Genomic DNA, 17,189 nt, shown 5'->3' with positions numbered 1-17,189 from the left:
CGATGGACTCATCGCGCCCGCTCCTCGGGGGAGAAAACTCTTGAATCGGATACGGGGGTCAGAGACGGGACAGATCGCCGGCCACTTCGCCCGCGGCCCACAGCGCACGTCCCAGCAGGGCGCTTTGATCGACCACCATGCACAGGATGGCCGGGTGGCTGCCGCCCACGGCCTGGAAAAGGACGGTACCCAGTTCGGTCTCGAAGGTCAGGCGGTGGCAGGACTTGTGGCCTATCTCGGCGGCCACGGCCTTTGCCATGGCCATCAGCGAGCCCGCCATGGCAGACAGGCGCTCCGTCGGCAGCTCGCTCTTGACCCGCAGGGCCGTGATCTCGAAACCATCGGGCGTGCACAGCAAGGCGATATGCACGCCCTCGAGAGGCGCCACCACGCGATTGAGTGCAACTTGGCCAGCTTCGATCACGGTGGAGGAAATCTGGGGATGCGTTGGTGTCTTCATGCCTGACTTTGCAAGGAAAGCAAGGAAACGAGCACCCCCAGCGCATCCAGCAACTGCTGCCGGTCACGGGGGTCCGCCTGGATGACAGGCACTATACCGCGACCTCGATCGGCCAAGGCGGTGCTGAACGCCTCCTGCTGTTGTTCGCTGGCGTCACGGCAACTGAGCAGCAGCACCTGGGGTTCGACCTCCAGGGTGGCGATCTCGGACAGGAGCTGCGCGGCATAGTCCGGCGCCGAGGCATCGCCCACATCCACCATCAGCAGCACGCCCACCGAAGCATTGAGCACCCAGCGGCGCACGAAGTCGAAGCGGTCCTGGCCCGGGCTGCCCACCAGCTGCAGCCGCATTCCCTCGCCCAGATCGATCTCGCCGAACTCCGCGCCCACGGTGGTGAACTCCTTGGAATGGGCGGCCCGGTCGAGATTGGGCACATCCGTTGCGGCCATCAGCGCTCCGCACAGGCTGCGCAGCGCCGTGGTCTTGCCGATGCCCATGGGGCCGATCAGGCTCACCCGCACCAGTCCCGCACCGGGCTGGTCGCTCATCCACATGCTCATGCCTGCCCTCCGCGGCGTATCCAGCCGGTCAGCCGCTGCACCCACTGGCGCGACAGGCCTGGCGCCACGACAGTGGCAGCCCCGTGCGCCTGCGCGCGGTGGCCGCCCAGCGGCGTTGGATCGTCCGCACGGGCCGGCCTCAGGCTGCAATCGAGCGTGCCGCGCAGCCGGGGGTGGCGCAGCAGTTCGGCCACGGCGGCAGGCTCCATGCCGCTGTGCTCGCACAGTGTGGCCACATCCATCGGGCCACGGCACAGCATGGCCAGGGCCCGCAGGGATTCGGCACTGTTCCAGGGCGCGGGCAGCGCCACCCATGCCTTGAGCCGGAATTGATAGCGGCAGCCCTCAGCCTGCTGCCGAAGGTCATCCAGGGCGCGCACCAGGGTCTGCGAGGACGCCACCTGCTGGCGCACCGTCCAGTCCATGAGAAAGACGGCGGCCCGGTCCAGCATGTCGATCAGGTCGGAGAGCGTGAAATCCAGATCCAGATAGGTGGCCAGGCGCTGGGGCGTGCGTTCCAGGTGCTGCCCCTGGGGCACACCGCCCACATAGACCACGCAAGGCAGCCATCCGGCCGCCTCGGGCACGGGCAGGCTGCCGTCCACCACCAGCACCTGGGCGCTGACCAGGGGCACCTGCCGCCAGCCGCGCAGCGACTTGCGGGACGCCACGGCAAACAATGTCTCAAAACGCTGCTTGAGCAGCGGCGACCACAGCTCGGCAGCCAGGCCAATCTCATCGGTAGTGCGAGCCAACTTCAACGCCTCCCCGGATAGCAGCGGGAAATGAACAGATCGAGGTCGCCTGGAGCAAATATAGGCGAGCGCTGATATTTTCGATAGTTTTCGCTCAACAATCACACCCATCAATGTGAACTTTTCTATCGGTGGCTGTACAGCCACAGACAGCTCCCCGCGGGTCGCGAGATTTGTCGCCGAATTCCAAGGGTGCTTACACCTGCCCGGACGGCCCCGCCCCCCGAAGCGGTATGCTCCCGCTTCCCTCACTTTCACGCCTTTCCCCGCGCAACGCACCCATGTCCGCAGGACTCAATCTGGCCCAGCTCCAGGCCGTCCACTACACCGAAGGCCCCTGCCTGGTCCTGGCCGGCGCGGGCTCGGGCAAGACACGCGTGATCACGCACAAGATCGGACGCCTGATCGAGACGGGCATGGCGCCACGGCGCATCGCAGCCATCACCTTCACCAACAAGGCAGCGGCCGAAATGCGCGAGCGCGCGGCCGGCCTCATCGGCCGACAGGCCAAGGATGTGCTGGTCTGCACCTTCCACGCCCTGGGCGTGCGCATGGTGCGCGAGGACGGCCATGTGCTGGGCCTCAAGCCCCAGTTCAGCATCCTGGATGCCGACGACGTGACGGGCATCCTCAAGGACTGCTCGGGCGGCACCACCGACCTGGCCACGGCGCGCCAGTGGCAATGGACCATCAGCAACTGGAAGAACGCCGGCTGGGACAGCCGCAAGGCCCTGGCCATGGCCCAGGACGACAACGAACGCAGCACGGCGCTGATCATGCAGCGCTACGAAGAGCGCCTGACCGCCTACCAGAGCGTGGACTTCGACGACCTGATCGGCATGCCCATGCGCCTGCTCAAGAACCACGCCGAGGTGCGCGAGAAATGGCAGCGCCTGCTGGGCCATGTGCTGGTGGACGAATACCAGGACACCAACGCCACGCAGTACGAGCTGCTCAAGCTGCTGGTGGGCAGCCGGGCCCACTTCACGGCCGTGGGCGACGACGACCAGAGCATCTACGGCTGGCGCGGCGCCACGCTGGACAACCTCAAGAAGCTGCCGGTGGAGTTCCCGCAGCTCAAGGTGATCAAGCTGGAGCAGAACTACCGCTCCACCTCGGCCATCCTGCGTGCGGCCAACAACGTGATCCAGCCCAACCCCAAGCTCTATCCGAAGACGCTGTTCTCGGAGCTGGGCGAAGGCGAGCCCGTGCGCATCGTGGACTGCGACACCGAGGAGCACGAGGCCGAGCGCGCCGTGGCCCGCATCCAGAGCCTGCGCGCGGCCAGCAACCCGCCGCCGGACTGGAAGGATTTCGCCATCCTCTACCGCGCCAACCACCAGGCCAAGCCCTTCGAGAAGGCCTTGCGCAAGGCCAACATTCCCTACAAGGTCTCGGGCGGCACCAGCTTCTTCGACCGCGCCGAGATCAAGGACCTGTGCGCCTGGTTCCGGCTGTGGATCAACAACGACGACGACCCCGCCTTCCTGCGCGCCATCGGCACGCCCAAGCGCGGCATAGGCCACACCACGCTGGGCAAGCTGGGCGAGTTTTCCTCGCAGCACAAGCTCAGCATGTTCGGCGCCCTGTTCGCGCACATGCTGGAAGCGGCCCTGCCCAAGAAGGCGCATGACAGCCTGCTGGAGTTCGGCCGCTACATCAACGACCTCGAATACCGCGCCCGCCACACGCTGGGCGCCGAGCAGTCGCGCGGCTTCATGCTCGACTGGCTCAAGGAGATCGGCTACGAGCAGTACCTCTACGACAGCGAGGACAGCGAATCGGTGGCCGCCGCGCGATGGAGCAACGTGCTGGAGTTCTGCGACTGGATGGCCCAGCGCGCCGGCGGCCAGATCGAGGATGCGGCGGGCACGACCACGCACACCGAGGTCAAGAGCCTGCTGGAGGTGGCGCGCAACATCGCCCTGCTGTCCACCATCAGCGAGCGCGAGAAGGAGCAGGACATGGTCATCCTGTCCACGCTGCACGCCTCCAAGGGCCTGGAGTGGCCGCATGTGATGCTGGTCGGCGTGACCGAGGGCATGCTGCCCTTCAAGCTCGACGACGACGATGGCCGCCAGCAAAAGGTCAGCGACGAGACGGCCCAGCGCCTGCAGGAAGAGCGCCGCCTCATGTACGTGGGCATCACGCGCGCCCGGCGATCGCTGGCCGTGAGCTGGACCAAGCGCCGCAAGAAGGGCCGCGAGATGGTCTCCACCCTGCCCAGCCGCTTCATCAAGGAAATGGGCCTGGACGCCGCCACCTCGCGCGAAGACCCGCGCGAGAAGCTGCGCCAGCTGCGCGCCGAGTTCGCGCTCAAGGCACAGCAGTCCACGCCCGCCGACTCCTGATTCCCCGAAAGACACCGCATGCGTTTTTACCGCCCCGTTCTCAGCCTGGCGCTGGTGGCCGTGACCGCCGCCTGCTCCAGCACCGCCTTGCAGCCCACTGCCCAGGCCACCCCACAGTCCACCGCCCAGGCCAAGGCCGCACCCAAGGCCGCCCGCACAGCCTCCGCACAGCCCCCTCTCTCATGCCCCGAGGGCGAGGAAATGAAGGACAGCCAGCTGCAGGGCGAATGGACCGGCACGGTCGAAGGCCAGGCCCAGCCCGTGCGCCTGCAGCTGGGGCCGCACCCCCAGTGGAAGGGCAACGTCAAGGGCACGATCGCGCGCGGCGCAGACACCCGGCCCATGGTCGGCGACGTGGCCGATGACCACATCACGCTGGAAGAAAGCGCCGACGGCAAGCGCATCACCGCCACCTGGCTGGGCGATGTCGTCGAAGGCAGCTGCGCCCGCGAGATCCGCGGCAACTACCTCGAAGGCGAGGATGCCGCGCCCCGGCCCTTCGTGCTGCGCAAGCTCACGCCCTGACCGGCCCCCGAGCCTGCACACGAGCCCCCTGCTGCCTCTTCACTCATTACCCCTTACTCTTCGCTCCTTCCATCACCGGACCCCTGCCATGACGAATCCTCCACACCTGGATCGCCGCAAGCGCCCAAGCCGCACGCCGACACCCCTGCAGTGGGCCCTGGCCATGGGCCTGGGCGCCACGCCCTGGCTCGGCGCCCAGGCGCAGACCGCGCCCCGCCCCCTGTCCGAGGACGCCTGGCGCCAGTGCGCCGCCACCACGGACAACCAGTCTCGCCTGGCCTGCTTCGACACCTGGGCACAGCAGCAGCAACCGCTGACCGCGCCGCCGGCCACCGGCTGGAGTGCTCCGGCCGCCAGCGCCGCAGCCGATCCTGGCGCCCTGCCCACGCCCGCCCCCGTGGTGACGGCCGACAGCGGCCAGGGCCTGGCGCTGCCCACCACCCCCACCAACGGCGGCTGCCGCGACCCGCGCTACAGCGAGCTGTCGCGCTACTACGAGCTGGAACCGGGCAGCGACTGCGGTACCTTCAGCTTCCGCGGCTATCGGCCCATGTCCGTGTCCGTGGTGACGGCCGACCATGTCAACCGGCAGCCCACCACGCCCGGCAAGGACCCTGCGCAGTCGCAGCCCTACAAGACCGAGGAAATGCGCGTGCAGCTGTCCGTGCGCACCAAGGTCGCCCAGGGCCTGCTGACCGGCAGCACCTCGGCGGGCAAGGACTCGCTGTGGGTCGGCTACACCCAGCAGTCGTACTGGCAGCTGTTCAGCCCCGCCATCTCGCGGCCCTTCCGCAACACGGACCACGAGCCCGAGATCTTCTACGTCTACCCCACCGATGCCCGGCTGCCCTTCGGCTGGCGCTGGCGCTACAGCGGCGTGGGCTTGGTGCACCAGTCCAACGGCCAGAGCGATCCGCTGTCGCGCAGCTGGAACCGCTGGTATCTGATGACCGGCTTCGAGCTGGACAACCGCTGGCAGCTGCACGCCAAAGCCTGGCAGCGCATCCGCGAAAGCGCCGAGCACGACGACAACCCGCGCATCCAGGACTACATAGGCCGGGGCGAGGTGAAACTGGGCTGGAACGTCAATGCGCAGAACTATCTGGGCTTCACTGCGCGCGGCTCGCTGGGCCAGGGCCGCGGCTCCGGCCGCGTCGAATGGCTGCGCACCCTAGGCGAAGGATGGAACGGTGGCAAGAGCAATTTGCGCCTGCATGTCCAGCTTTTCAGCGGATACGGTGACAGCCTGATCGATTACAACTACAAGCGCACCGTGCTCAGCGTGGGCTTCAGCCTTCTGGACTTCTAGAAGGCCGGCCCTCGCGGGCACGCTTTGCCGCTTGCCCTTCGCGGGGAAGCCCCGCCCCGCTGGCTGCATTGCCAGCGGCCGGGGCCATGCGTCAGAATGCGCCGATGCCCCGGGCCTTTGCAGGCAGGCCCGGAACCCGCCCCAGAACGAACCGCGGAGGTCCGCCATGGATTTGCAATACCAGCTCAAGGCCGGCAGTTACTGCCTGTACGACATGCGCGAGACGCCCAGTGCCATCACGGGCGAGCGCCGCTGCCGGCTCAGGACCGAGCTGGTGGCCATTGCCTTCGACCTGGTCACGGGCCAGGTCCATGAGCATGGCTCGCCCACGCGCATCCATGCCTGGGCGCTGTGCACGCGCAGGCGGCTGCGCGCGGCCGGCGACTGGGACCAGGCCGACAGCATCGTCGTGGTCTCCGGGCCCCTGCCGGTGGATGAGATCAACAAATGCCTGGGCATACGCGGCTACTGCCGCCGCATGTTCCAGCGCCTGGCCAGCCTGCCGCACGGCAAGCTGCAGCCCCACGCGCATTCGCACGCTCATGGTGCCCACGGCGCCTACGGAGCTTACGGCGCCCATGCAGGCCGGCACCAGAGCCATCAGGGCCAGCAGCGGCGGGCTGCCTGAAGGCCCGCGCGCCTGCCCGGCGCGGCCTCACTCGGGACTCAGGTCCTGCTCCTCATCTTCATCGCGCGGCTCGGCATGCTTGACGATGGTCACCGGCAGCCGGCTGTTGCGCGCCACCTCGCGCGAGACCGAGCCGATCAGCACGCGCCGCAGGCCGCCCTGGCCCAGCGCGCCGATGATGATCTGCTCGCAGCCCGTGCTCTCGGCAATGTCGGCCAGCGCGGCGGCGGGCTCGCCCAGGCCGATCTCCACCTCGTAGGAAATGCCGGCAGCCCGCACCAGGGCCACGGCCGGCGCCACCAGGTGCATACCGGCGTCCACGCTGGCGGCGGCGATCATGTCCGAGTCCTGCGTGGCCAGCTCGAACAGCGAGGCCTCCTGCTGCACATGGGCCAGCACGAAATGCGCCTGAAGGCCCTGGCGCACCAGGGAGATGGCGTGGTGCACGGCATCCAGCGAGGGCTCGGACCCGTCGACGGCAATCATGATCTTCAGCATGCAGACCTCCTTTTTTGTAGCTGGCGAATCGCAACCATCCCAGTGTAGACGCGGGCCGGCTAAGCCGGACGGGCTCCGGGGACAGTCGCGGCGCGTCCGACACGCGCATGCGGCCATCTGGGACAATGGAGGGCTATGCTGCAATTCGACCTGCTCAAGACCGATCCCTCCAGCCACGCGCGCCGCGGCCAGCTCACGCTCAACCACGGCGTGGTGCAGACACCCATCTTCATGCCCGTGGGCACCTATGGCACCGTCAAGGGCGTGATGCCGCGCAGCCTGCAGGAGATGGGCGCGCAGATCATCCTGGGCAACACCTTCCACCTGTGGATGCGCCCAGGGCTGGACATCATGCAGAGCTTCGGCGGCCTGCACGGCTTCGAGAAGTGGGACAAGCCCATCCTCACCGACTCGGGGGGCTTTCAGGTCTGGAGCCTGGGCGCCATGCGCAAGATCACCGAGGAAGGCGTGCACTTCGCCAGCCCGGTCAATGGCGACAAGCTGTTCATGTCGCCCGAAGTCAGCATGCAGATCCAGACGATCCTGAACTCGGACATCGTCATGCAGCTGGACGAATGCACGCCCTACGAGACCAACGGCCACAAGACCACCGAGGCCGAGGCACGCAAGAGCATGGAGATGAGCCGCCGCTGGGCCAAGCGCTCCAGCGACGAATTCCAGCGCCTGGGCAACCCCAACGCGCTGTTCGGCATCGTGCAGGGCGGCATGTACGAGAACCTGCGCGAGGAATCGCTGCAGGCCCTGGTCGAGATGGACTTCCCCGGCTACGCCGTGGGCGGCGTCTCGGTGGGCGAGCCCAAGGACGAGATGCTGGCCATCATGGCCCACACGCCGCACCGCCTGCCGGCCCACAAGCCGCGCTACCTGATGGGCGTGGGCACGCCCGAGGACCTGGTGCAGGGCGTGGCCGACGGCGTGGACATGTTCGACTGCGTCATGCCCACGCGCAATGCGCGCAACGGCACCATCTTCACGCGCTATGGCGACCTGAAGATCCGCAATGCCCGCCACAAGACCGACCACCAGCCGCTGGACCCCAGCTGCACCTGCCACGCCTGCGCCGGCGCCAGCGGCGTGAGCTGGGAGCAAGGCGGACGCGACGGCTTCTCGCGCGCCTACCTGCACCATCTGGACCGCTGCGGCGAGATGCTGGGCCCCATGCTCACCACCATCCACAACCTGCACTACTACCTGAACCTGATGCAGGAAGTGCGCAATGCGCTGGAGGCGGGCAACTTCACTGAAATGCGCGCACGCTTCAAGGCCGAGCGCGCCCGGGGCGTCTGACGCCCCTCAGCCGATTACTCGAGTCGCTCAGATCACTCAGGTCGCCATATCCTTGAGCGACCAGGACACGCCGGTCTCGAAGCCGGCGCGCATCTCGTCGGCCACGCGCTCCAGCTCGTCCAGAAACAGGCGCATGGCTGCCGCCCTGGTGTAGCCGATGCGCTGGTACAGACAGCTTGGCAGCTGTGCTCCTGCATCGTGCAGGGGCCGCCAGAGCAGGCGGCCGGCCGCCACATCCTCGGCCACGTTGTCGGGCACCAGGAATCCCAGGGCCGTGCTGCCGGCCACCAGGCGCCGCACCATGGGCACGGAGCTGGTCTCCACCAGCGGCCGCTGCTGGTGCAGGGCTGCGCTGTCCATCTGCTCCAGCATGCTGCGCAGCTCCATGCCCGGCGCCATCAGGATCAGCGGATAGGCCACGCAATCGCGCAGGCGCAGCAGGCGCGGCTCGGTGGCCAGCGGATGACCGGGGGCCATTACCGCGCCCAGCGGCTGGGGCCAGGCCCGCACCTCCTGCACGCCGGGCGGCGGCGGGCGGCGCAGGCAATAGGCCACATCGATCTCTCCCTGCGCAACGCCGCGCAGCAGCTCCTCGCCCGTGCCCGAGCGCACGCTGAAGGTGATGCCCGGATAGCGTGCATGCAGGCTGGAGATCACCAGCGGCAGCAGGTACTCGGCCGTGGCATGGGACACGCCCACGCGCACATGGCCCCGGCGCAGGGCGCGCAGGTCCTCCACCTGGGCCAGCGCGTTGTCGAAGTCACGCTGGCTGCGCCGCACGGCCGCCAGCATCAGCTCCCCGGCCGTTGTCAGCTGCATGCCGCGCGGCAGGCGGTCGAACAGCGGCACGCCGACCTGGGCCTCCAGATTGAGGATTTGCTGGTTCACGGCGGCCGCCGTCAGGTGCAGCGTGACGGCGGCCTTGCGCACCGAGCCACGGCGCGCCACCTCGTCAAAACAGCGAAAGGCCTGGGAGATTGCGGGCATGGCGCGGAGTGTAAATTTTTATCTGACACCTCATCCAAAACAAACAGCTATTCCTGACGCTTGCGACTGCCTACAGTGGCGCTCATTCCCCGCCCTCCTTTGAAAGCAGCCCATGGCAAGCACCGTAGACCAAGTCACCCAGCGCCGCCGCGGCGTCGGACTCATCGCCCACGACCCCGCCCTCTCGGCCGGCGGCTACACCCTGATCGCGCCGCAGACGGCCGACGGCCATGTCTACCTGGTGGACATCGAAGGCCGCGTGGCCCATGAATGGAAGCTGCCCGTGCGCGCGGGCCGCCATGCCGTGATCCTGCCCAACGGCAACCTGGGCTACAACGGCAACCATCCCCGCTCGCCCGACCGCTATGCGCCGTGGTCCATGTGGCACGGCGGCGATTTCTACGAGGTCACGCCGCAGGGCGAGATCGTCTGGCGCCACGAGGACCCGGACCACCACCATGACGCGCAATGGCTGCCCAACGGCCACCTGCTCTATGCCGCCTGCGCGCCCGTGCCTGCGGGCTTTGCCGAACGCGTGCCCGGCGGCACCGCGCACGGAACCGGCGAGGTGATGTACGGCGACGTGATCCGCGAGGTGGACCGCAGCGGCCGCCTGGTCTGGGAGTGGAAGGCCTGGGAGCACCTGGAGCCCGAGGATTTCCCCATCCACCCGGGCTTTGGCCGATACCACTGGCCGCTGGTCAATGGCCTGGGCGTGAGGGCCGACGGCAGCGTGCTCATGAGCCTGCGCACCACCTCCGGCATCATCGCCGTGGACAAGGCCAGCGGCGCGGTGACGCTGCACATTCCGCCTTCCGTGGTCTCGCACCAGCATGCGCCCGTGGCGCTGGCCAACGGCCACATCCTGGCCTTCGACAACGGCAACTTCCGCGAAGGCGCCCACGTGGCCTTCTCGCGCGTGGTGGAGATCGATCCGGTCGACCACCGCGTGGTCTGGAGCTACCAGGACGAGATGGTCAACGCCTTCTACACCGCCTTCATGGGCAATGCCCAGCGCCTGTGGAACGGCAACACCCACATCACCGAATCGGCCACGGGCCGGCTCTTCGAGGTCACGCCTGCGGGGGAAGTGGTCTGGGAATACATCCTGCCCTGGTTCGCCGAGTATCCCGATGCCGCAGCGCGCCGCACCGGCCCCGGCAGACTCAACAGCGTGTTCCAGACCTGGCGCTACCACGCGGACCAGCTGCCCTGGCTGGGCGCTGCCGGGAGGCTGGCATGAGCCTCAACCGCAGGCAACTGGCGGCCTGGATGCTGGGCGCGCCCTGGCTTTCGCCGGCAGCCCGCGCCTCCACGGCTGGGGCCGACGCCTGGCCCAGCCAGCCGCTGACCGTGGTGGTGCCCTTTTCGCCAGGCGGCAGCGTGGACGTGGCCGCACGCCTGGTCATGCCGAGGCTGGCCGAGCGGCTGCACCAGCCCGTGGTCATAGAGAACACGGTGGGCGCCTCGGGCACCATCGCCACCCAGCGTGTCATCAAGGCCCGGCCCGACGGGCACACCGTGCTGTTTGGCGTGGCCAGCTGCGTGCTGATCGCGCCGCTGGTCTCGCCAGAACGCTTTCGCTATGACGGCCTCAGGGAGCTGCTGCCCGTGGCGCCCGTGGCCTCTTCGGCCTTCGTGCTGGCAGGCCGCCCCGACCTGCCGGCCGCCACGGCGGCCGAGCTGGTGCAGCTGTCACGCCAGCAACCGGGCCGGCTGACCGTGGGCACCGACGGCGTGGGCACCAGCCTGCACCTGACGGCCGAAATGCTCCAGCAGCAGGCCGGCCTGTCATGGACGCATGTGCCCTACAAATCCGGCCCGCAGGCGCTGACCGAGCTGGCAGGCGGGCAGATCGACCTGGCCGTGCTGCCCGTGGCCCTGGTCCAATCCTTCGTGCGCGAGGGCAAGCTGCGCGGCCTGGGGGTGACATCGCGCCAGCGGGCCGCCACCTTGCCGCAGACACCCAGCCTGTCGGACACGGCGGTCTGGCAGGCGTTCGATGTCGAAGCCTGGCAAGGCCTGCTGCTGCCAGCCCGCACCGATGCCCGCATTGCAGAGCGCCTGGCCCGGGAGACCGCCGCCGTGCTGGCCGAGCCGGAACTGGTGCGCAAGCTGGCCGAGGCCGGCTTCAAGCCCATGGTCATGGAGCAAGCCCAGTTCACCGCCCACCTGCAAAGGGAGAGAAAGCTGCTGGAGGCCACCGTGCAGGCCGCCCGCCTGCAAGGCACAGGCTGACCCGGCCAGGCCCGGCCAGGCGCTGCTTGCGGTGCTACTGCAGGGCGCCGGGCGAGACAAACGAGAGGCCGGCCATCTGCACCAGGGTCCGGCCCCGGGTCAACGGGTAGGAGGGCGAAGGAGACAACGCGCGCGGCTGCAGCCGGAAAAAAGCCTTGCCGCCACAGCGCTGGCCCAGCATCTCGAACTCGGCGCCTTCCAGGCGGCAATCCACCTGCAGGCCCGGTGCGGGCTCATGGGCGATGCCAGACAGCTGCGACAGGCGCTGCAGCGCATCGGGCTCGGGCAGCACGGTGGTTTCGGCGCTGCCATCGACATGCTGGACATGCACGGGCCGGCCAGCCAGGACCTTGAGCGGATACACCAGCTCCAGGCCCGCCCGCCCGGCGCGCAGGCCCCGCTGCAGGCCGCCGTCGACATCCCCCTGGGCACGCGCCCAGCACGTGAAGCTCAGTCCGCGCGCCGAACCCACGATGCGCACGCGCCAGGCCAGGCTCAGCTCCTCGCAGTCCACCACCGTTTCGTAGAAGGCCTCGAAGCGGCCGGCCCGCTCGCGCAGGCTCAGTTCGCCCGCGCCATGCACACAGCGGTCACCCTGTCCGTCGCGCGCCACAAAGGCCATGGAGCGCAGGATGTCGACGCCGCCATAGCGGACATTGCGCAGGCCGCCGTCGGCCAGTTCGGCGCGGAGCGGGCCGGCCTGCAACTGGCGGGGGCCGGACTGCAGATGCCTATCCCAGCCTTGCGCAGACACCACGATGCCAGCGCCCTCGGGCCCGTTGCCGGCGATTTCAGCGAACCATTGGTTCATATTTGCACCCTTGTCCATTCCGAGCATGGATGCCGATGCTATGGACGATCGGTGCGCATGAATAACGATGTTTTCTGTCACTCGTCGTGAGCTGCACTCACAAGCGGTCAGGCATTCCGGCATCAGTCCGGGGAGCCGGTGCGCCGCTCAAGGCCTGCGGGGCCTGTTGCGGCTCCAGCACCGTGCAGTTGCGGCCCTGGGCCTTGCCTCGGTACAGCGCCGCATCGGCGCGCGCGATGGTGGCCTCCACCGATTCGCCCGTGCGGTACTGCGCCGCGCCCAGCGTGCAGGTGACGCGGGCGCCATCGCCCAGGGTGTGCGTCCACGGAGCCTCGGCAATGCGCAGGCGCAGGCGCTCCAGCAATTCGCCGGCCTGGGCAAGGCCGGTGTCCGGCAACACCAGCAGGAATTCCTCGCCGCCATAGCGGCCCACGCCATCTGTACTGCGCAGCTGCGACTTCAGCAGCGCGCCGAAAGCGCGCAACACGCGGTCGCCGCCTTCATGGCCAAAGCTGTCGTTGATGCGCTTGAAGTGGTCTATGTCCAGCAACGCGACGCACAGCACCTCGCCACGCTCCTGGGCTGCGGTGCGCACTTCGTGCAGCCGCTCCATCACGCCGCGCCGATTGCTGACGCCGGTCAGGTCGTCATGGCGCAGCAAGGCCTCGATCTGCGCCAGCGCAGCGGCCAGCTTGTCATTGGCGATGCCCAGCCGGTACTGCATGCTGCGAAAGAAGGTCGCCTGCACGCTGCAGCGCACCACGGCCCCCAGCACCACGCCGAAGGCCAGCAGCTGGCCCGCAGCCGTGTCCGTGGTCATGCGCATCAGCGGACCCCGCCAGCAGATGATGGCGGCCACGGCAACGAGGGTGCCTATCCACGTCAGCCAGAAGCTGGTGCGGCTGCGCGCGAGAAAACCGTCGGCGCTGAAGGCGATCAGCATCACCATCGACTGGAACGCCAGGGCGGGTGCCGCCATGACCATGCCCAGCACGCCGATGATGGACACCAGTTGGTGCGTGAGGAACATGCCCGGATCGCGCAGCTTGTGGCACCAGTCGCTGGCATAGGCCCAGGTGATGAAGCCCATGCCGGCCGCCACCCACAGTCCATAGCCCAGCACCACGGGCCAGGGCGCGTAGCCGGCCCATGCATGGCCCAGGAACAGCAGCAGCGCATAGAGATGGCTGAGCAGCACGGAGATGTGCAGCTGCCAGGTGCGGCGTTTCCAGCGCTCCAGGTGCAGCGCCTCGTCCACCAGCGGTGACGCCGGCTTCGGCCCCCAAAGGAGGCGGTCGGGAAGATTCCGGGAAATGGAGGAAAGCACGGGCATGCAATGAAGCGCGGCGGGCCGGCGGCCCCGATGGGCGCCCATTGTGACCGCATCCGGGAAATCCCGAGGAGCGCGCTCCCCCGCAGGGGATGAACAGGCCCTATCGCAGGCTGTGCGTCTAGGACGCGCGCGGCGGCCGCACATCCTCAGCCACCACGATCTGGTTGCGCCCGCAGGCGCGGCCATGCAACAGGGCTGCCTCGGCCCGCTGCACCAGCCGCTCCGAGGTCTCGCCCGCCTGGAACTCCGCCACGGCCAGGGTCAGGGTCAGCGGGTCCTTGTCGGGATCGGGGATGGGCGTTTCGCTCCAGCGCTGCTGGCGCACACCCTCGCGCACGCGCTGCAGGGCCCAGACGGCCTGGACCGAGGCGGTATCGGGCATCACCAGCATGAAGGTGTCGTCGCGGTAGCGGCCTATGCCGTCCACGGTGCGCAGATGCGTGACCAGCAGGCCGCTGAGCATGAGCAGCACGCGGTCCTGCAGCGAGGGGCCCTTGTAGGCCTGGTGAACACCCACGCGCTCCACCCACGGGTCCAGCTCCAGCAGCACCACGCAAAACGGCTCGGGCTTGCGGGCATGGCGTTCGCGCAGGCCATCGACCACATCCATCAAACGCGCGTAATTGGCCACGCCGGTGAGTGTGTCGCGCCCCGTGGGCAATTGCAGCGAGCCCACGCGTTTTTGCAACTGCTGCACATCGTCGGCCAGTTGGCCGCAATAGCTCGACAGCTGCGCCAGCTCCTCGGTGTACTGGCGCTGCATGCGGCTCAGCGCCTGCCACAGCGCCAGCGCATGCACGGCCAGCGGCAGCAGCACGCTGGCCAGCCACAGGATGCGCACGGCGACCGGGCCCGGCGCCATCTGCGGCATGGGCCTGGCCACCACCACGGCGCAGAGCATGGCCAGCATGGCGCACAGCACCACCACCTGGCCCGTGGGCAGATGCAGCGCCTGCTCGCGCTCGCCATCCCAGGGCAGCCAGGCGACGGCCGCCAGCCACAGCAGGGCACAAGCCCAGGCCAGGGTCGGCTGCCATGCCGCCAGCAGCAAGGCCATCGTGGCCTGTATCCAGCCATGGCCGCGCAGCGTCCGGGTCAGCGGCAAGCCGGCTGCATGGCAGCGCCAGATCCAGGCCATGCCGGCCAATGCCGACAGCGCGGCGTAGGCCGCCCATGCTTTCCATGAAGAAGGGCCCGCCAGCACATGACCTGCCAGAAGGGCAGCCCCCACGGCCCAGGCCGCAAGGGGAAGGACATGGGCGGACCCGCCGGCCGGTGGGTGGGCGGGTTGCGCTGGCGTGTGTTGTGGGGGATACGGCAGCTGGCGTGACATGGCATCCTCGCTGAAGACATCTGCGCCCCGGCCGAGCGCGCAAGCCATGGTGTACCACAACCCCGTGCAGCTTCAAGGGGCTTGGAGCCCCTGACGGCCAGGCCGGCTCAGCCTGGCGCCGGCCCGGGCTCCTGCGCCCGGGGCAGCACCGCACCCGCCTTTCTGCTGTGGCCATCGGCCTGGGCGCCGCAGCTGTGGCAAAAGCGTACAAAGGCGCTCTTGCGGGTGTTGCAGCTGCCGCAGCGGTCGAACAGGCCGATGCCGCAGTGGGGACAGAAGTCGATGGCGCCGTCCTTCAGATCCACGGGGCGCTCGCAGCCCGGGCACACGCCCTTGGCCAGGCGGGCCAGGGCCACGTCGTAGCCCAGTTCCTGGCGCCGCTGCGTCTCCGGCAGCGATTCCTGCTGCTTTTGCCTTTCAAGATAGCGGTTCAGGCCCAGGATGGCCGCGCGCCCCAGCAGCACCGTCACCACGATACCGACCACATAGCGCACGTAGCCGCCGTAGTCGGGCAGGTACGGCACAAGTTCAACGAAGAAAGCGAACAGCGCAAAGAAGATGAATCCCCAGACGAAGGGCCACCAGGTGCTCTTGCGCTGTTTGGCGAACAGCCAGCCGGCCGCCAGCAGCAGCGGCAGGGTCAGCGCCAGGCGGTAGAGAAAGACACGCAGCTCGACGGCGCGCATCTCCTTGCGCCAGGCCTCCATGGCCCCGTCGCGCAGATCGTCCCATTGGCGGTTGGCCACGTCCAGGCGCTGCCGCGCCCGCAGGCTCGTATCCTGCAGCCGCTCCACGGAGGCGCGGGCGGTGTTCTCTTCCTGCTTGATGGCATCGAGCACCTGGGTGCGCGACAGCAGTTCGCTGTCCTGCTCGGGCCGGGCGGTGGCACGGCGCGTGGCCACCCAGTTGTCGAAGGTCTCGCGCGCCGAGCGGTAGCGCGACTGCGCGGCCTGGTACTTGAGCCGTGCGTTCTCCAGCGCCGTTTCCGCCTTGTCGTGGTCGGCATCGGCGGCCTTGATCTCGGCCTTCACGGGCTCGGCCGCCTCGGGCGCGATGAAGTCCTCCACCGTGCGCGGCGACTCGACCTGGGGCAGGTCGCCCACCACCAGGCCGCCCAGGCCGATGAGGAAGGACGCGAACACCACCGCCACCAGCCACAGGCCTCGGCGGAACCATTTCTCGGGCAGACGCAGGGCCTTGCTCATGGGGAAACTCCTGTTTCAGTGGCCTGCGGCCGAGGAAGACCGCAGGCGGAGGAAGAGCCGGTCCGACTCAGGGCAGCACGCGCACCGGACCCGCCAGCTGGCTGCGCTGCAGCCACTGCGTCACCGATTCCACGGTCACGGTCTCTATGCGGCTGGCATAGCGCTTGTCGTTGGGATGGTCGTCGAAGGCGATGTTGGCGGCCGTCACGCGCCCGCCCAGCCGCGACAGCGCGCGGATGACCAGCACACCCGGCTCGTAGCCCTTGAACTGCAGCCAGGCCTGGGCCTGCTGGCGCCGCTGCACCGTGGCCGGCTCCATGGCGGCGGCCAGGGTTTCGGTGGCCCACTGGTTGGACTGCTGGTAGCGCTGCCCCCAGGCGTAGCTGACCATGCTGTAGGGCTCGTGCTGCAGGCGCAGCACGGTCTGGGGCTGGGTCAGAAAGGTCCACAGCGCCTGCTGCACGGCGGGCGTGGGCACCTGAACGCCGGCCTCGTAGCGCCACAGGTCGTCCAGGAAGAACTCGCCCAGGCCCTGGCGGTAGACATGGCCGCCGGCCGTGCCGCATTCGTTGAGCTTGTGCGCCACGCGCCAGGGGCCTTCGGGGGTCCTGTAGGCCCAGCCGTAGTGCGAGTAGTGCAGGTCGTACTTGCTCAGGTCCTGGCCCACGCGCGCCAGCAGCACGACACGGGTGCCGTTCTTCGCGTACTCGGCATCCAGCGCCTGGGATGTGCGCTGGGCCAGGTCCAGGCCCTTTTGCAGGGACTGGGGCGTGAGGGGCTTGTCCTCGCAGCTGCGCCCTGCATGGGCCGTGCCCAGCGCGGCGGCCAGCAGCAGACCCAGGCAGGCGGCACGGGCTGCAGGGGAAGGAGAAAGCGGCGGTTTCATGG

At 68.6% G+C, this 17,189-nt stretch carries 17 protein-coding genes; 7 read left to right on the top strand and 10 right to left on the bottom strand.

From position 1 onward, the window contains the following. Positions 1–58 precede the first annotated feature (58 nt). From G4D77_RS19020 to G4D77_RS19010, 3 genes are read right to left on the bottom strand one after another with little or no spacing between them, the layout of a single operon-like run. A complete protein-coding gene (locus G4D77_RS19020; protein ID WP_016450374.1) occupies positions 59–460 on the bottom strand; it encodes a roadblock/LC7 domain-containing protein in 402 nt (133 codons plus the stop codon). Beyond that, a complete protein-coding gene (locus G4D77_RS19015) occupies positions 457–1,020 on the bottom strand; it encodes a GTP-binding protein (RefSeq protein WP_016450373.1) in 564 nt (187 codons plus the stop codon). Before G4D77_RS19015 ends, G4D77_RS19020 begins: the two co-directional genes overlap by 4 nt. Then, positions 1,017–1,775 (bottom strand): hypothetical protein, encoded by a 759-nt coding sequence (locus G4D77_RS19010; RefSeq protein WP_026062675.1) that lies wholly within the window; start codon positions 1,773–1,775, stop codon positions 1,017–1,019. Before G4D77_RS19010 ends, G4D77_RS19015 begins: the two co-directional genes overlap by 4 nt. 281 nt (positions 1,776–2,056) lie before the next feature. On the opposite strand from G4D77_RS19010, the gene G4D77_RS19005 reads away from it, so the two are divergent. The 4 genes from G4D77_RS19005 (at position 2,057) to G4D77_RS18990 (ending at position 6,588) form a co-directional block, all read left to right on the top strand. Further along, the gene (locus tag G4D77_RS19005) at positions 2,057–4,126 is read left to right on the top strand and encodes an ATP-dependent helicase (protein WP_016450371.1); all 2,070 of its coding nucleotides are present in this window, start codon (positions 2,057–2,059) and stop codon (positions 4,124–4,126) included. Between the two features lie 18 nt (positions 4,127–4,144). After that, entirely contained in the window at positions 4,145–4,651 is a 507-nt protein-coding gene (locus tag G4D77_RS19000; protein ID WP_154833289.1) for a hypothetical protein, read from the top strand. An 88-nt stretch (positions 4,652–4,739) separates the two neighbouring features. After that, on the top strand, positions 4,740–5,960 hold the full coding sequence (locus tag G4D77_RS18995; protein ID WP_016450369.1) for a phospholipase A: 1,221 nt from the start codon (positions 4,740–4,742) through the stop codon (positions 5,958–5,960). Positions 5,961–6,126: 166 nt separating this feature from the next. Next, on the top strand, positions 6,127–6,588 hold the full coding sequence (locus tag G4D77_RS18990) for a hypothetical protein (protein WP_026062676.1): 462 nt from the start codon (positions 6,127–6,129) through the stop codon (positions 6,586–6,588). 27 nt (positions 6,589–6,615) lie between these two features. Here the strand turns inward: G4D77_RS18990 and G4D77_RS18985 are convergent, their stop codons facing one another. Then, on the bottom strand, positions 6,616–7,086 hold the full coding sequence (locus G4D77_RS18985) for a universal stress protein (RefSeq protein ID WP_016450367.1): 471 nt from the start codon (positions 7,084–7,086) through the stop codon (positions 6,616–6,618). A 135-nt stretch (positions 7,087–7,221) separates the two neighbouring features. Here G4D77_RS18985 and tgt point away from each other — a divergent pair, with 135 nt between their 5' ends. After that, entirely contained in the window at positions 7,222–8,394 is a 1,173-nt protein-coding gene (gene tgt, locus G4D77_RS18980; protein WP_016450366.1) for a tRNA guanosine(34) transglycosylase Tgt, read from the top strand. A gap of 36 nt (positions 8,395–8,430) precedes the next feature. Here tgt and G4D77_RS18975 read toward each other — a convergent pair whose 3' ends face one another. Then, complete coding sequence (locus tag G4D77_RS18975; protein WP_016450365.1) at positions 8,431–9,381, bottom strand: LysR family transcriptional regulator; 951 nt, start codon at positions 9,379–9,381, stop codon at positions 8,431–8,433. A gap of 112 nt (positions 9,382–9,493) precedes the next feature. On the opposite strand from G4D77_RS18975, the gene G4D77_RS18970 reads away from it, so the two are divergent. After that, entirely contained in the window at positions 9,494–10,624 is a 1,131-nt protein-coding gene (locus G4D77_RS18970; protein ID WP_154833285.1) for an aryl-sulfate sulfotransferase, read from the top strand. Then, entirely contained in the window at positions 10,621–11,619 is a 999-nt protein-coding gene (locus G4D77_RS18965; protein ID WP_016454503.1) for a Bug family tripartite tricarboxylate transporter substrate binding protein, read from the top strand. The genes G4D77_RS18970 and G4D77_RS18965 overlap by 4 nt, the downstream gene beginning before the upstream one ends. Positions 11,620–11,653: 34 nt before the next feature. Here G4D77_RS18965 and G4D77_RS18960 read toward each other — a convergent pair whose 3' ends face one another. The 5 genes from G4D77_RS18960 to G4D77_RS18940 form a co-directional block, all read right to left on the bottom strand. Then, positions 11,654–12,430 carry a D-apionate lactonase family protein gene (locus G4D77_RS18960; RefSeq protein ID WP_017406527.1) on the bottom strand — a complete coding sequence of 259 codons (777 nt, stop codon included), beginning with the start codon at positions 12,428–12,430 and terminating at the stop codon, positions 11,654–11,656. A gap of 97 nt (positions 12,431–12,527) precedes the next feature. Further along, complete coding sequence (locus G4D77_RS18955; RefSeq protein WP_227740886.1) at positions 12,528–13,688, bottom strand: GGDEF domain-containing protein; 1,161 nt, start codon at positions 13,686–13,688, stop codon at positions 12,528–12,530. Between the two features lie 193 nt (positions 13,689–13,881). Continuing rightward, on the bottom strand, positions 13,882–14,994 hold the full coding sequence (locus G4D77_RS18950) for a GGDEF domain-containing protein (RefSeq protein WP_223275270.1): 1,113 nt from the start codon (positions 14,992–14,994) through the stop codon (positions 13,882–13,884). A gap of 209 nt (positions 14,995–15,203) precedes the next feature. Beyond that, the gene (locus tag G4D77_RS18945; protein WP_154833283.1) at positions 15,204–16,301 is read right to left on the bottom strand and encodes a zinc ribbon domain-containing protein; all 1,098 of its coding nucleotides are present in this window, start codon (positions 16,299–16,301) and stop codon (positions 15,204–15,206) included. Positions 16,302–16,368: 67 nt separating this feature from the next. After that, on the bottom strand, positions 16,369–17,187 hold the full coding sequence (locus G4D77_RS18940) for a DUF2145 domain-containing protein (RefSeq protein ID WP_026062678.1): 819 nt from the start codon (positions 17,185–17,187) through the stop codon (positions 16,369–16,371). Between the last annotated feature and the right edge of the window lie 2 nt (positions 17,188–17,189).

Origin of the sequence: Delftia sp. WY8, from assembly GCF_018437695.1 — a bacterium.
In the GTDB taxonomy this organism is placed as follows: domain Bacteria; phylum Pseudomonadota; class Gammaproteobacteria; order Burkholderiales; family Burkholderiaceae_C; genus Comamonas; species Comamonas tsuruhatensis.
Note: the sequence above shows the minus strand (reverse complement) of the source record. Positions and strands in the feature narration are given on the sequence as shown.